The 13,671-nt window shown below is 55.2% G+C and carries 12 protein-coding genes; all 12 read left to right on the top strand.

Annotation, left to right across the window (positions count from 1 at the left end; translation table 11 throughout):
• Positions 1-83: 83 nt before the first annotated feature.
• The 12 genes from RX327_RS02790 to RX327_RS02735 all read left to right on the top strand — a co-directional run bounded on the left by RX327_RS02790 (position 84) and on the right by RX327_RS02735 (position 12,738).
• Positions 84-686, top strand: a complete 603-nt coding sequence (locus RX327_RS02790) for a hypothetical protein (RefSeq protein WP_317249420.1) — start codon at positions 84-86, stop codon at positions 684-686.
• A 258-nt stretch (positions 687-944) separates the two neighbouring features.
• Complete coding sequence (locus RX327_RS02785; protein WP_317249419.1) at positions 945-1,583, top strand: hypothetical protein; 639 nt, start codon at positions 945-947, stop codon at positions 1,581-1,583.
• A 646-nt stretch (positions 1,584-2,229) separates the two neighbouring features.
• Positions 2,230-3,657, top strand: coding sequence for an AAA family ATPase (locus RX327_RS02780; RefSeq protein WP_317249418.1), 1,428 nt, complete (start codon positions 2,230-2,232; stop codon positions 3,655-3,657).
• Positions 3,654-4,412: a hypothetical protein gene (locus RX327_RS02775; protein ID WP_317249417.1), complete on the top strand. Its 759-nt coding sequence runs from the start codon at positions 3,654-3,656 to the stop codon at positions 4,410-4,412. Before RX327_RS02780 ends, RX327_RS02775 begins: the two co-directional genes overlap by 4 nt.
• 308 nt (positions 4,413-4,720) lie before the next feature.
• Positions 4,721-4,891 carry a YhhA family cyclophane-containing RiPP gene (gene yhhA / locus RX327_RS02770; RefSeq protein ID WP_317249416.1) on the top strand — a complete coding sequence of 57 codons (171 nt, stop codon included), beginning with the start codon at positions 4,721-4,723 and terminating at the stop codon, positions 4,889-4,891.
• Positions 4,892-4,900: 9 nt separating this feature from the next.
• A complete protein-coding gene (gene yhhB / locus RX327_RS02765) occupies positions 4,901-6,028 on the top strand; it encodes a cyclophane-forming radical SAM/SPASM peptide maturase YhhB (protein WP_317249415.1) in 1,128 nt (375 codons plus the stop codon).
• Positions 6,025-6,603, top strand: coding sequence for a cyclophane-containing peptide 2OG-Fe(II) oxygenase YhhC (yhhC, locus tag RX327_RS02760; protein ID WP_317249414.1), 579 nt, complete (start codon positions 6,025-6,027; stop codon positions 6,601-6,603). The genes yhhB and yhhC overlap by 4 nt, the downstream gene beginning before the upstream one ends.
• On the top strand, positions 6,593-7,315 hold the full coding sequence (locus RX327_RS02755; protein WP_317249413.1) for an aKG-HExxH-type peptide beta-hydroxylase: 723 nt from the start codon (positions 6,593-6,595) through the stop codon (positions 7,313-7,315). The genes yhhC and RX327_RS02755 overlap by 11 nt, the downstream gene beginning before the upstream one ends.
• 1,098 nt (positions 7,316-8,413) lie before the next feature.
• Positions 8,414-9,928: a recombinase family protein gene (locus tag RX327_RS02750; protein WP_317249412.1), complete on the top strand. Its 1,515-nt coding sequence runs from the start codon at positions 8,414-8,416 to the stop codon at positions 9,926-9,928.
• A complete protein-coding gene (locus RX327_RS02745) occupies positions 9,906-10,784 on the top strand; it encodes a plasmid partitioning protein RepB C-terminal domain-containing protein (RefSeq protein ID WP_317249411.1) in 879 nt (292 codons plus the stop codon). The genes RX327_RS02750 and RX327_RS02745 overlap by 23 nt, the downstream gene beginning before the upstream one ends.
• Before the next feature lie 3 nt (positions 10,785-10,787).
• On the top strand, positions 10,788-11,684 hold the full coding sequence (locus RX327_RS02740) for a plasmid partitioning protein RepB C-terminal domain-containing protein (RefSeq protein WP_317249410.1): 897 nt from the start codon (positions 10,788-10,790) through the stop codon (positions 11,682-11,684).
• A gap of 586 nt (positions 11,685-12,270) precedes the next feature.
• On the top strand, positions 12,271-12,738 hold the full coding sequence (locus RX327_RS02735) for a hypothetical protein (RefSeq protein ID WP_317249409.1): 468 nt from the start codon (positions 12,271-12,273) through the stop codon (positions 12,736-12,738).
• The last annotated feature ends 933 nt before the right edge of the window (positions 12,739-13,671 follow it).

The following is a 13,671-nucleotide window of genomic DNA, read 5'->3' as shown; positions in this document are numbered from 1 at the left end:
TTCCGATATTGATCTAGGATTAAAATCCTTCTATGCTTGCAAGGAAACGTACGGTCTGCAGCGGAGCCAGAAGGCATTGGAACATGCCACGACACTTGCAACGGACTCCCCTCGAGCTTGGGCTTCAGCTCAACATCAATCGCCTGATCCGCGACGGCCTGGTTCAACCTGGAAAAGTGACTCAGCCGTCAAGCTTTCGTTGGCTGGACGACGAAGGCGACGAGAGGGCGTCAGCCCGCATCGCAGCCGACCTGACAATCCCATCCGCCGACAAAGCGCGCAGCGGCAAGATGCGCATCCATGCCGCCTGGATCAATCAGACCGTACAGCTCGTAGGCCGTCCGCGGCATTTCGGCGGAGTGCAGTGGTATTTTGTTTGCCCCGCTCAAGGCAAGCATGTTTCCGTGCTGTGGGCGATGCCGCGCACAAGGTACTTTGTCGGCCGCAAGGCGCTTGGCAAGCAGGTCGCCTACTTGTCGCAGTACCATTCGCCTGGGGCTCGCGCGAACTATTCGGCCGAAAAGCTCATCAAACGAACCTGGGGACCAGATGCCTCGGATGAGCTCCCGAAGCCGAAGTGGATGAGATGGAGGACTTACGAACGGCTATCTAACAAGCTACAAAAATTTAATTCCGAAGCGGGGGTGCTTCCGCGGCTGTTCTTGCTCGATGGCGACGTGGTCTAGGGCTCGAAAACCCCTGTCAAGCGAATCGAAATATGTTGGCTAACCACGCCCACGAAAGTTGGCTTAATAGATGTCTTCCTTAGTGAAGGGGTCAGGTACCTGAGTGGCGTCATTCACCAGACGGCGAGTGCTGCCGTAAGGGCGCAATCGAATAAGGCTCTAGTTGGCAAGGTATCGGCTGTCGCCTAGGTCACTTGGGAGGAGACGGGAGAGCCGCAAGTAGGCGATTGCCAAAGACTGACCATGCGAGAGGCGCACATGACGGACATCTTCAAGTTCTGGTCGAAAATCGGGAAAGCCGACACGATCCACCCACTGGACCGCCCGGTTTTTGCCCGCCTCAACGGCTCGCACGGGTTCGACCTGCGTTGCCTACCAGCCCATTTCGGGGGGAAGCTGCGAACTGCGCGCGTCGTGCTCCTTTACTTGTCGCCCGGCCTTTCGGAAACCGATGTTCGCATCGCCAGGTCGAAAGAAGGTCAGGAGCAATACGTCAATCAAAGGACCGGCAGGTCGGGATTCACGGACCATCATCCTGAGGCAGCCAGATGGCGCAAAGAGCGACTAGCTTGGCTGGGCGAACCGAGTGTCATCAACGAAAAGGTCGCCATCGCCAATATCGGAGCCTATCACTCCCGCGCCTTCACCGATCATCATATTCTCGCTGCGCTTCCATCCAGCCGAACAATGCTTGATTGGGCTCAGTCAGTCCTGTTTCCGCAGGCAGAGCGAGGCGACCGGATGGTCGTTTGCCTAAGAGCCGCGAACTTCTGGGGGCTTGATACCGGGCGGCGGTACGGCAAGGCGCTATTCGCGCCACAAACGACACGAAGCGGCCATATGCGGCGAGGAAAGATGCGCGACGTCATCGAACGAATGGCCCGACGCTACGTCTAGCCTGCACATTTGCAGCTGCCGCGAGACGGGGTTGGTGCGGAACGTGTGCCAGTGGGCCCGTCGCAAAACTCATTGCCGGTGTTGTTCAGCGTCAGTGGACCGCTTGAGAGAGACATGGCAAGTCGTAGTCATGCGAGCATTGACGTCGTGCCGCTGATAATGCGGCTTCTATGTTTGCGGCACCACGTTGGTGAAGCCGAAGCCATCCCAGATGTCCCCCTTTTGCAGACAGATTTGCCACTAACCCTGATGTCGCCTGTCGTCGTCAGGCTCCGCGCATAGGTCGGGCTGCAATACCACGACCCTCGAAGCCTCGGGCCGACGCACAATCGACTGCCACTCACGCACACACATGTAGTTGAAACCGACGCCAGCTTGCTGCAGCACTACCCAACAGCGCCGCTGGCCAACAAGGCCAACGCGAGGAACACAGAGCGCATGCTCCGACAGGTAAGCCGAAGCCGCCGAAATTTATTGGCAGCCGCCTAGTTTCGCGGCATGTGTGTGGCTCCGCTAAGCCGGATTCCGGCCTAGCGACGCCGAACTTGGGAGGAAAAAACGGGAATTTCGCCGTCAACACCAGAAATATGGCGCGCGGGGTCAAAGAGTCAGATAGACCCGTCGAGACGCCTCAGGAGCCTCCTCTGTGACCGCTTCCAAATCCGCCACCTACGTAATCGAGTTGAACTTGAGGAGCGTGAAGTCATTTGCGGGCAAGCACACCCTCAATCTTCGCGACTCAAAAGGCGGCCCGGCACGATGGACTTTGATTTTGGGCGAGAACGGGGTGGGAAAGACCACGCTGCTGGAATGCATCACTCAGCTCACCCCCGTGTTCAACAGTGACGACCGGCAGAGCAGCAAAGATCCGAAGATGTTCGTTGAGCCGCGCATGGCGCAGGCTGAGAATCCCGTCTTTGAGAACCTTGCCCGCAACGGGGATGTCGAATGCGAGGTCAAGGCAAAGTTCGCAATTGCAGTGACGCTGGATCAGAGGATGACCTCGCCGAAGTCGGTGGAGACATCGATCCTATTCTCGCGACGGTCTGGAAGAACGGAACGAATTGATTCTTCGAGCTGGCCGCGAAAGCCGAAGGGGTGGCCTCGGGTGGAGCGGGGCGTGAAGCAAAGTGTCTGGAAAAACTTCTCCAAGTTCCAAGAACCGTTGATCCTCGCGTATGGCGCTGGGCGCCATATGGGCGTTGACAACTTGGATTTCGGTAGGGCTCCGCTCGCAACAGACTCGTTGTTGAAGGGAGCGGGCGAACTTTTCGACGCAGAGCAGCTTTTGCTGCAAATCGATTATGCGTCTACGGCGAGCGGGAAGAAAGCCAACGAAGCCAAAAGACAAAAAAAGATCTTCCTGGAAATGATTGCTTCCCTTCTTCCCGAGGTGGATGACGCTGCAAATATCCGCATTTATCGACCCGGACCGCTCGGCACTGATGGAAAGTCCGGCGCCTATGTAAAGACACTTGATGGCGAAGTGAGGCTGCGCCAGCTGAGCCATGGCTATCAAACGATGATAGCTTGGCTCGTAGATATCGGTTGGCGGCTCTTCCAACGATATCCTGAGAGCAACAATCCACTCAGTGAGCCAGCCATTGTCTTAGTTGATGAAATAGATCTTCATCTTCATCCGCGATGGCAGCGCCAGCTTAAGGACCGTCTCACCAAACACTTTCCGAATGTGCAGTTCATCGCCACAGCTCACAGCCCGCTGATGGCTCAATCATTTCTCAACGCCAATTTGGCTGTCGTAATGCGCGAAGGTGATCACTCGATAATCGAGAATGATCCCACAGTAGTGGCGAATTGGCGTCTTGATCAAATCGTTACGTCCGATCTCTTCGGCTTAGAAAGTTTCTGGCCCCCTGCGATCGAGGAACTGTTCGAGGAGCAACAGCGTCTAACCTCCAAACGCAGGAAGACTTCGAGGGAAAAAATGCGCTTACGCGAGATCGAAGAGGAGATGCTCAACCTTCCAACAGAAACAAATCCCGATGACGAAGAAGCAATTCGCATTGTCCGCGAAGTCGCAGCCACGCTAAAATCGAGAGCATCGAGCACTTGATCAAAATAAAAAAGCCAGTCGCAGGGCCGGCACGCCTTAGTGCCGGCCCTGCCCTCGTAACAGCATTTGAGAGAGAGATCGCACAAGATCCAAACGCAGGTGCGAGCTCGAAGCCATTCAAGTTCGACCAGAAAATCTATGGTCATTCTGACGTCAAGAACGCACTGAAAGCTGCCCAACATGACAAATGTTGCTACTGCGAGGCTCACATCTCACATATTGCAGCGGGACATGTAGAGCACTACCGGCCGAAAACCTGCTCCCAACAGGCCAAAGGAGAACAACTTTTATATCCGGGCTACTATTGGCTGGCTTACGCATGGCTCAACCTCTATTTCGTCTGCGAGCGTTGTAATTCGAGTGGAAAGAAGAATCTCTTTCCTTTGCGCGACCCGGCTCGCCGAAAGCGAAGACGCACCGACAGACGCATTGAACAGCCAATGATTCTTGATCCTGGCGGAGCCGAAGATCCGCGCAACCACATCCGGTTCAACAAGGCTGCGGTAGTGGGCACCTCGGACCTAGGCAAGGCCACTATCAAGGCCCTTGGTCTCGATCGCATCGCATTAACGACCGACCGCCTACGTCATCTTAAAAAATGTATCGCCATACGCGACTTCGCTAAAGCACCTAGCAGCAAGATGGACCCGGATACACAACAGCGACAGCGCGAAGCCCGCGACCTCCTGGCTCGCCTCGCAGCTCGCGATGCCGAATACAGTGCAATGGTCATGGACCTGCTGGCTGCACGGTGAATGATCATCCAGGCTGGGAGTTGACCCAACTCTCAACCTTGCAAGCATACTCCAAAGTTAAACGAAAAACTTTACACGACGACGGACGAGAAAATCGTCAAGTTTCGCCGCGTAGCAAAACATAAGCTTTAGATCGAAAGAAGAATTCTATGATCCATCATAGAACGAGGCACCAATACTCGAAACGCAAGAAATATATTGTAGCTCATCTGCCGCAGCGAAATGAAAATTTGCGACATCTCTAACCAAATTGAATTTTGTATTTGACGAGCTCCGTGTATAACTCAGCGTAGATTGGGAGCCTTAGAATGGAACGCTCGACGCCGACACCAACCGAAACGAAGTCCAAGGAGGACGTCGATGCCCTCGATGTTTCTCTGGACAGCCCTGCCTTGGACCGATTGCTCAATGAGGTGCGGGACGAAGGTCTAAAGATCACGCGAAACTACAATCGCACGTACAACCGGCACAATCGCTGAGCCGATGCCGTGCGTATCGATACCGTCCTGCTCAAGGTAGCCAGTCGCTGCAATCTCAATTGCAGTTATTGCTACGTGTACAACATGGGCGATGTGACGTGGCGCGACAAGCCGAAGCTAATGTCTTCAAAAACGCAGGCGGCTGTTGCTATTCAACTCAAGCGACTGGTCGAGTCGCAATCCGCGCCGTTTGCCGTTGTCTTGCATGGCGGAGAGCCATTAATGCTGGGACCCCAGCGGCTCGAGTCGCTCTTTGAAACTCTCCGCCAATCACTTCCAACCGACTGCTCTCTCAACGTCCAAACCAATGGCGCACTCTTAAGCCCAGCAATTCTGGACGTCTGCAATCGATTTGGCGTGACCATTTCAGTTAGCCTAGATGGACCAGCGCATGTCCACGACAAGCATAGAGTGGATCTTCGCGGAAACCCGACCCATTCGGCCGTGGTGGCAGGCGTCCAGGCATTGAGATCTCACCCCTCGGGGCAGTCAATGTTTTCTGGCGTACTTGCCGTTGTCGACCCAGCATCATCTCCTGACGAGGTCTACCAATACTTCAAGGATCTCGGCGCCCCGAGCATCGACTTTCTATACCGAGACGGAAATTGGGACACTCTGCCTAGTGGAAAGAAGCGGGCCGACACTTCGGAGTATGGAGACTGGATGTCGAGAATCCTCGACCTCTACTGTTCCGATCCCCAGCCCCCTCGCATCAGATTCTTGGACGACCTCATCAAGCTGGTTGCTGGTGGGGCTGGCACGAAGGAAGGGATGGGGATTACTGACTTCGGAATTGTAGTCATAGACACAGACGGAACGATCACAAAAAACGATACACTTAAGAGCACGCCGCTGGGTGACAGATTCGACAAGGAGTGGTCTGTTCACACATCTGACCTTGCAGAGGTCGTTCGCTCTTCCGACTTCGCAAACTACCACGCTGCGCAACGGCCCACATCGGCCATTTGCAGTACCTGTGAAGAGCTATCTATTTGCGGTGGCGGGATGGTCACGCATCGCTACAGCACAAAGTGCGGGTACGATAATCCCACGGTCTTTTGCACGGACCAGCGAAAACTCATCTCGCGGATTAGACGGCGTCTCGCGGCTCACCTAGCAAGGAGGACAGCTGCGTGACCGTTAGTCAATCGCACGCGCTCGCACGGCAAGCGCCGTTTCCTCATGCCGTTGCAGGGCAGGCGCTAGACTCTGATCTAGCGGAGAACGTTCTGAAGTGGTTCGAAACAACTGCTCCCTGGCGGCTCCGCGTTGAGAGCTTCTATGAGCAGTATGAAATGAACCTCCACGAAGCGGAGCTTCCGCAAGAAGTCGCACCAGTGTTGTCGGATGAACGGGTCGATTCGCTCCGTCGCCAGCTATTGAATCCAATTGAGCCGCAAGAGTTGATTCTAACGGAAGTTAACGCCCACAAGCTGCTACCGGGGCAAACGATTAGAATCCACAATGACTACATAGGGGGCGAGGAGACCCACCGCGTGCTCATCCAGCTCAACCGCGACTGGACGGACGATTGCGGTGGCATCTTAATGCTCTTCTCTGGGCCGACGGTCGAGGAGGTTGCTCGCTTGATACGTCCGCGGCATGCGAGCGGCATGGCCTTCGAGATCTCGCCCACGTCATATCACGCCGTGTCAACCATCCGTTCAGGCGAGCGCTACACAATTGTGTACTCGTTCAAACGTGCAAACTGAATACGATCGCACACAGCCCTGGGTTCTGCCCGCTTTGGCGGGACGCAGGACTTGCGCCAATACCGCAAAAGACGACTGGCTAATTGAGCTAGTAAGCGCGCCAGACACTGAAATTCGCAATGAGTTAGTGGCCCGTGGATTCGATTTCGCCGAGGGCCTGAATGCCGGCATGAGCCGCTCGCTACGCGCTGCCGCAACTATGTTGCGAGAGGTACGGTTGCTTGAAATCTCGATCTGGGATTGTGTGACGCAGATAGTACCGCTGGTGGCGGAACCAGATTATGACATTAGCCACAGCGAACCGCGCTGGGATTCTCTAATTTTTCTCACGATCCCAGAGGACGAGGGCCATCGCGCGGCGCTGAGATCCCTGGAAAACATCGTTCATGAGGCGATGCACGTGCAGCTTACACGACTAGAACATCAGATCCCCCTGATCGCCAACGAGACAGCCATGATGTCATCGCCGTGGCGAGATCATCCACGGTATCTGCGCGGCGTACTGCACGGCGCCTACGTGTTTGTATGCATTCGAGCCTGCCTCATGCAGCTGAGCGATAACATTCAGCTCGATGAGGGAGGCCGACGCTACACGTCCTCACGAATTGCTCAAATCAACGATGAAATTGGCAGTATCGACATGAATCGTTTATCGATGGGACTCACTGGAGAGGGCGAGCGCCTCGTTAGACAACTTCTAGCAGCGAATTGATACAGGTTGAGGAAGTGACTTCCGAAATCGAGCAATTCATCGAGGCTTGACGCGAGCTCAGGACCAAATCCGCGCAGGCCTCAACGAAAAAGCAGGTGCAGCAGGTACGCGTCGGAGCCAAAAGGCATTGGAACATGCCACGACAAATGCAACGGGCTCCCTTCGAACTGGGGCTACAGCTCAACATCAATCGCCTGGTCCACGACGGCCTTATTCAACCCGGAGAAGTGGCTCAACCGTCAAGCTTTCATTGGCACGACGAAAGCGGAGAAAGGGCCGCAGCCCGCATCGAAGCTAACTGAGCCGGCATTTTCTCCCTCGCACAAAGCACCGCCAGCGAGGATGCAGACCGGTCAGTGGAACAAGGCATTTGCGTGGCACGCATCTCCATCCACGGAATGCCATTTCTACAGATACGAGCTGGATAGCCCTCGATACGACTGGCATATGCAGATCAAGGGTAGCCCGGACGCGGTCTACAGCTCCGCTGACTACCTTGGGGGGGGTGTCAACCGCATCGCGCTTCGTCTCAAGCCGACCTTGCTTGAACCGCATTACTCGAGCATGCTGACATGGACCTGGGTCGACCCGACCCGCCTTGAAGGTCGATCACTTCCGAGAGCAAATCAGCCGTACCCTGTAGGCTATTCCGTACCTCAACAAGTCTTTGATTTGAGACGACCGCTGGTCGGTGAGCCAACCTCAGCACACATTCGAACACACGATCTGAATTGCGCATTAGCTGCAGCAAGTGCTCGCCGCTTGGGCCGTTCGATCCCGACAACCAATTTTTGGCAGTTCTCTCATTCGCTCCTGTCCACTTCATCAACGTTTTGTTGGCTCTATGACTACTGCCAAGTTCGGCCCGAAGTATATCAGCGATCAACGTCGCATATGTTGGAGCCGCCACGTCGGCGTCGCCTGGAAACTTCTTACCCGTTTTTGGAAACATGTTTCCTCCCAAGCTACGTTATGGTTTCGCTCACCGCATCATGTCTTCTTGACGCTAGTGGGGCGGCGATGACCCTAGGCACTTCCTCGACTCAATCGCAAACGCGGTCACACCATCAGAGCTTGTACGCCGCCGAGTATGTAAGGATGTCGACGGATCATCAGCAATACTCAACCGCAAACCAATCTCAAGCCATTCGCGAATACGCCGCGCGCCATGGCGTTCAGATACTGAAGACTTACGAAGACAGCGGTAAGAGCGGCTTAAATCTGGACGACCGAGACGCGCTAAAGCAGCTCATCGACGATGTACAAAGCGGCGCTGCAGAGTTTTCGACGATTCTGGTTTATGACGTCAGTCGTTGGGGCCGCTTTCAAGATGCCGATGAAAGCGCCTATTACGAATACATCTGCAAACGAGCCGGCATCTCGGTGCGCTATTGCGCCGAACAGTTCGAGAATGATGGAAGCCCCGTTTCGACCATTGTGAAAGGCGTCAAGCGGGCCATGGCCGGCGAATACAGCCGCGAACTATCGGTCAAGGTTTTTGCCGGGCAGCGCCGATTGATCGAACTTGGCTATCGTCAAGGCGGGCCCGCTGGCTACGGCCTGAGGCGACAACTGATCGATCAAAATGGCGTACCCAAGGGGGCGCTAATTCGCGGTGAGCACAAAAGCATCCAAACCGATCGCATCATCCTTATTCCTGGCCCCAACGAAGAAATCGAGACCATCCGCTTTATCTACGATAGTTTCGTGCATCACGCCAAAGGCGAGCGCGAGATCGCGACCCGTCTCAACGACAAGAGCATCCTCACTGATCTCGGTCGTCCTTGGAGTAGGGCCACGGTGCACCAGATCCTTATCAACGAAAAATATGTCGGCAACAACGTCTGGAACCACTGCTCCTGCAAACTGAAAGGTCACCGAGTCTATAACCCACCGGAGCACTGGATTCGACACGACAAAGCATTTGACTCGATCGTCGATGATGAAACCTTCCGGGCGGCACAGAAAATCATCGACGATCGCGCCAAGACCTATTCCGATGAAGAGTTGCTGGATTTGTTGCGGGGCCTGCTCGAAAAGCACGGCTACCTGTCTGGCATCATTATCGATGAGTTGGAGCTTGGGCCCTCGAGCAGCGCCTACCGGGCTCGATTCGGAAGCCTTGTCCGGGCATATGAACTGATCGGTTTTACCCCAGAGCGTGACTACCGCTATATTGAGATAAACCGGGCACTACGGCGGATGTATCCCAAGCTCATCGAGACAACGATTCGCGGAATCGAAGCGATTGGCGGCACAGTCGAGCAGTACGTCGAAACCGACCTGCTTTCGGTCAATGATGAGTTTACAACCTCATTATGTCTGGTTCGAGCGCAGGAGACGGTGGCTGGCTCATATCGTTGGAAAATTCGCTTCGATGGTGGGTTACGCCCCGACATCACTGTAGCGATTCGCATGAACCAGATGAACAGCGACATCCTCGACTACTATCTATTGCCGCGGTTCGAGATTGAGCACTCAAGTGCCTCGCTGTCCGAAGACAACGGTTTAGCGCTAGATGCGTACCGCTTCGACACCCTGGATATGATGTTCGAACTTGCCGCTCGTTCGCAACTGATGGAGGTCAGCTATGGGCTCAGCTCAATCCGTTGAGATGATTTCGATCAGCGCGATCGATGTGGTGAACCCAAGGGCTCGGAACCGGCGTATCTTCAAAGAGATTGTCACGAGCGTTGCCGAACTGGGGCTGAAGCGGCCGATCACGGTGAGGCGGAAGAGCGGTGACGGCGAGCCGCGCTACGACCTTGTCTGCGGTCAGGGGCGGCTCGAGGCCTACCAGGCACTCGGACAGCGCGATATCCCAGCGATCGTCATCGACGCCAGCAATGAAGACAGCGCGATCATGAGCTTGGTCGAGAACTGCGCCAGACGCCAGCATCGATCAATTGACCTGCTGCACGACATCGATGGCTTACGGCAAAGGGGATACGAATTCGATGACATCGCCCGCAAGACCGGGCTCACCGTCGAGTATGTGAAGGGTGTGAGCAATTTGTTGGAGAGTGGCGAACAACGGCTGTTGCGGGCGGTCGAGGCCGGACAATTGCCAGTCAGCATCGCTGTCTTGATCGCCCAGGCCGAAGACGATGATGTCCAGAACGTCTTGCAACACGCCTATGAGGAGAAGCTATTGCGCGGCCAGCGGCTGCTCGCGGCTAAGAAATTGATCGAGCAGCGGAGGCGCCGCGGCAAGGGCTACAAAACCGGCCCACGCCGAACCGAAGATGCCCCGATCAGCTCGAATGCCCTGTTGCGCGCCTATCGGCAGGACGTTGACCGTAAGCGCGTCCTGGTCCGCAAATCCAACAGCACAAAGGCGCGGTTGGTTTTCATCCTCGAGGCTTTACGGAAACTCCTCACCGAGCGGGACTTTCTGATGATTTTACAAGATGAAAAGCTCGATACGCTACCGAAGAATCTTGCGGTCCGTTTGCACGGCCAGGGATGAGCCATGGCGCGCCGGCCTCACATTTCTGTCCGCATGGGCTTTGAAGAGCGCACGCTGGTCGCCCGACTTACTGACATTCAGCCCCTCAAGCTCGTGTCGGAGGAGGTCAAGCGCTCGGCAAAGTACCGCCAAATCGCAGCCTCGATCGCCGAAATCGGATTGGTCGAGCCGCCAGTCGTGGCGCGGAGCCGCGACACCACCGGCAAGTTCCTGCTGCTCGATGGCCATCTGCGGTTAGAGGTCTTGAAGGACTCTGGTCTGGCGGAAATCGAATGCCTGGTGTCGACCGAGGACGAGGCCTTCACCTATAACAAGAGGGTCAACCGCATCGCGATCATTCAGGAACATCGGATGATCCTCAAAGCGATCGAGAAAGGAGTCTCGGAGGCGCGGATCGCCAGAGCACTCAATGTCGATGTCGCCAGCATCCGTCGGCGACGCAAACTGTTAGATGGCATCTGCACCGAGGCGGTTGAGCTGCTCAAAGAAAAGCATTTGACACTCAACACGTTTTCAGAACTGCGCAAACTTGCTCCGATTAGACAGATCGAGGCGGTTGAGCTGATGATCGCGATGAACAATTTTTCGAATAGCTATGTGCGCTCGTTGGTGGTGGCAACGCCGCGCGGTCAACTGGCGGCCGGCTATACGCCGCGCCAACCCAAGGGTCTGTCGGACGAACAGGTCGCGTTGATGGAACGGGAATCAGCCTCCCTCGCCCGCGAATTCAAGGTCGCCGAACAAACCTATGGGACCGATCATCTCGATCTGGTGTTGGCTGTCGGCTACGTCTCAAAGCTGCTGCGTAATGGCAAGGTCGTCGGCTATCTCGCTAAGCACTTCCAGGAGCTGCTATTCGAATTCCAGCGGATCACCGAATCCGAGTCGACCACGGCCTGACCAGCCACTCTTGCTGGCCTTTAATCAAATTGGCTGCATTCGAGTATTTGAACTTGATGGAATCCCGTCCCGACCGAATGGCACTGAGCAGATCGATGGGGTATGGCCGAACCGTCAGCTAAGTGAAGGACGCTTGGTTCTAAAGAGGATGCGAGCACTCCCATCACCCCCACGTTAGGCGCCGGAAGCCTTGAAGCTAGTGGGGCTAGTAACGTCAGAGAGGGCCACGAACAAACTTGATCCGTCGCCGAGAACGAATTCTCCACCCAAGCTTTCAAACTGCTTTTCGAACCGTCGCTGGAGAACGTCTTCCGCTTGCTTACCCTCGAGGGTTTCGCAGCATGTTCAGCAAACGCGACCGCCGTCGAAACGGTCCTGGAAAAAAGCTACGCCGCCGGGCTCGAAATGAGCTGTCCCGACGGCGCCTATACTGAGCCCCCTGAAACCTCTCAGCGCGGAACGATCTAGCAGCCCGTTCGCCGCTGGTTTGTGAACCAGTTCACACTTTCAACGCCGTAGAACCACGGGTTGTGGGCCACTAATGGTTGCAAGATGATCTGCGTTCTTGGTCGACGGGGTTTTTCAAATGCAGGTTGATTTCAAAGTGGTAGTCACGGATTTTGACGACATCCCACTCGGTGGCTTCTTTCAATTTGCTTTAGACGGATCATTTGGACTTTGCGTCGCCGATGACGGCGGCAGGAGAGCGGCGCTTACGCTACCCACGGCGGATCAAAGGGAGCAAAAAATATGGCTCCAGCTCGGCGGCTTGACGCATCAACCACTCATCCACCTTCCCCATGCAGTGCTGCGTCCAAAGCTATCCAGTCGCGCTCATAGCGTCACTGGCTCCGGACTGATTTGCGCTGGCGCTCAACACTTCATCCGAGGATACGAAGCGCAGGCCCAGTACAAGACGTTCGACGTTAAGAGTGGATTGATCGCTGCTGTGGCCGATCGTCAAGCTGTTCAATTCTCGGAGTGGTCTACTGGCCAATTAGTGGATGGTAAATTTGAGGAGGTGTATTCCTTTCCACCTCGTAAGGCATCGTGATGGGGCGAGACTGGACAACGTTAGAGGGGGATGACTACCTCGATCAGTTATTCGTCTGGCACGTCGATGATCTGCTAGCTTGCTGTTACCAGCGGCCCTTGCACCCATTCACCCGTTTGCGGATGGCTCATTCGCTTCGGATACTAACTCTCGATGGCGCTGGTAACAGGCTGGCATTCCACGTTCAAAAACAACGCCGCAGCCGACTTATCGTTCTTGTTGCGGATGTTTATGGCTCCGACGGAGCAGACGCACAAAATCTCCCGCCTGATGTCGTCCCGTTCTTCCCACCGATCACGACGCAATCACATCCACCGGGCATGGCATATCGTCCTTACAAGCTGCAAGATTACCTGGACCATGAAAGACTTATGATTCTTGCACAGCGGCCCATTAAGCCACGGGCCGTGATTACATTCTTGGCAAACAAAATGGGAGGGAGCCACTTGGATGCTAATAGATCATCCATGATCGAATACTCTCTGAACAAATGGGTCACTATCGATGGAGAAGGTGCCATCTATAGTTTCTTCGATAGTTGTGCCTTCGACATCTGCCGATCTCTGATGCCGCTAAGGAATGAAGTAGCGGCAACCTTTGGACAAAAAGCAATTGACGGGCATCGAGACTTCCAAAGGAGCTAACCTACGTGAAACCACGCCCGCTCTCGACCGGTGGTCGTGGGACGCTTCTTCCTCGCCTGAATAGCCAAAGGCATTTTCAAATCACGATTTTCGAGAGTGGCATTGCGATGGCACTGATTGCTTGTGAGGAGTGCGGCAAGTCGATCAGCGATCGGGCGGCGAGTTGTCCTCACTGCGGTCTACCGGCGGCCGCAGCCAGAACTGTTGACCGATCGGATGCCATCCCAACTCCGGCAAAGACGACCGACAGCCCGAACAAATTCGTCTTGGCAGATAATCCTGTAACCTG

It is taken from the genome of Bradyrhizobium sp. BEA-2-5 (assembly GCF_032918025.1).
Lineage (GTDB): Bacteria > Pseudomonadota > Alphaproteobacteria > Rhizobiales > Xanthobacteraceae > Bradyrhizobium > Bradyrhizobium pachyrhizi.
Note: the sequence above shows the minus strand (reverse complement) of the source record. Positions and strands in the feature narration are given on the sequence as shown.

Coding starts and splice junctions, on each gene's coding strand:
- RX327_RS02790 (WP_317249420.1), top strand. CDS start 84: ATGCCACGACACTTGCAACGGACTCCCCTCGAGCTTGGGCTTCAGCTC.
- RX327_RS02785 (WP_317249419.1), top strand. CDS start 945: ATGACGGACATCTTCAAGTTCTGGTCGAAAATCGGGAAAGCCGACACG.
- yhhA (WP_317249416.1), top strand. CDS start 4,721: ATGGAACGCTCGACGCCGACACCAACCGAAACGAAGTCCAAGGAGGAC.
- RX327_RS02750 (WP_317249412.1), top strand. CDS start 8,414: ATGTCGACGGATCATCAGCAATACTCAACCGCAAACCAATCTCAAGCC.
- RX327_RS02745 (WP_317249411.1), top strand. CDS start 9,906: ATGGGCTCAGCTCAATCCGTTGAGATGATTTCGATCAGCGCGATCGAT.
- RX327_RS02740 (WP_317249410.1), top strand. CDS start 10,788: ATGGCGCGCCGGCCTCACATTTCTGTCCGCATGGGCTTTGAAGAGCGC.
- RX327_RS02735 (WP_317249409.1), top strand. CDS start 12,271: ATGCAGGTTGATTTCAAAGTGGTAGTCACGGATTTTGACGACATCCCA.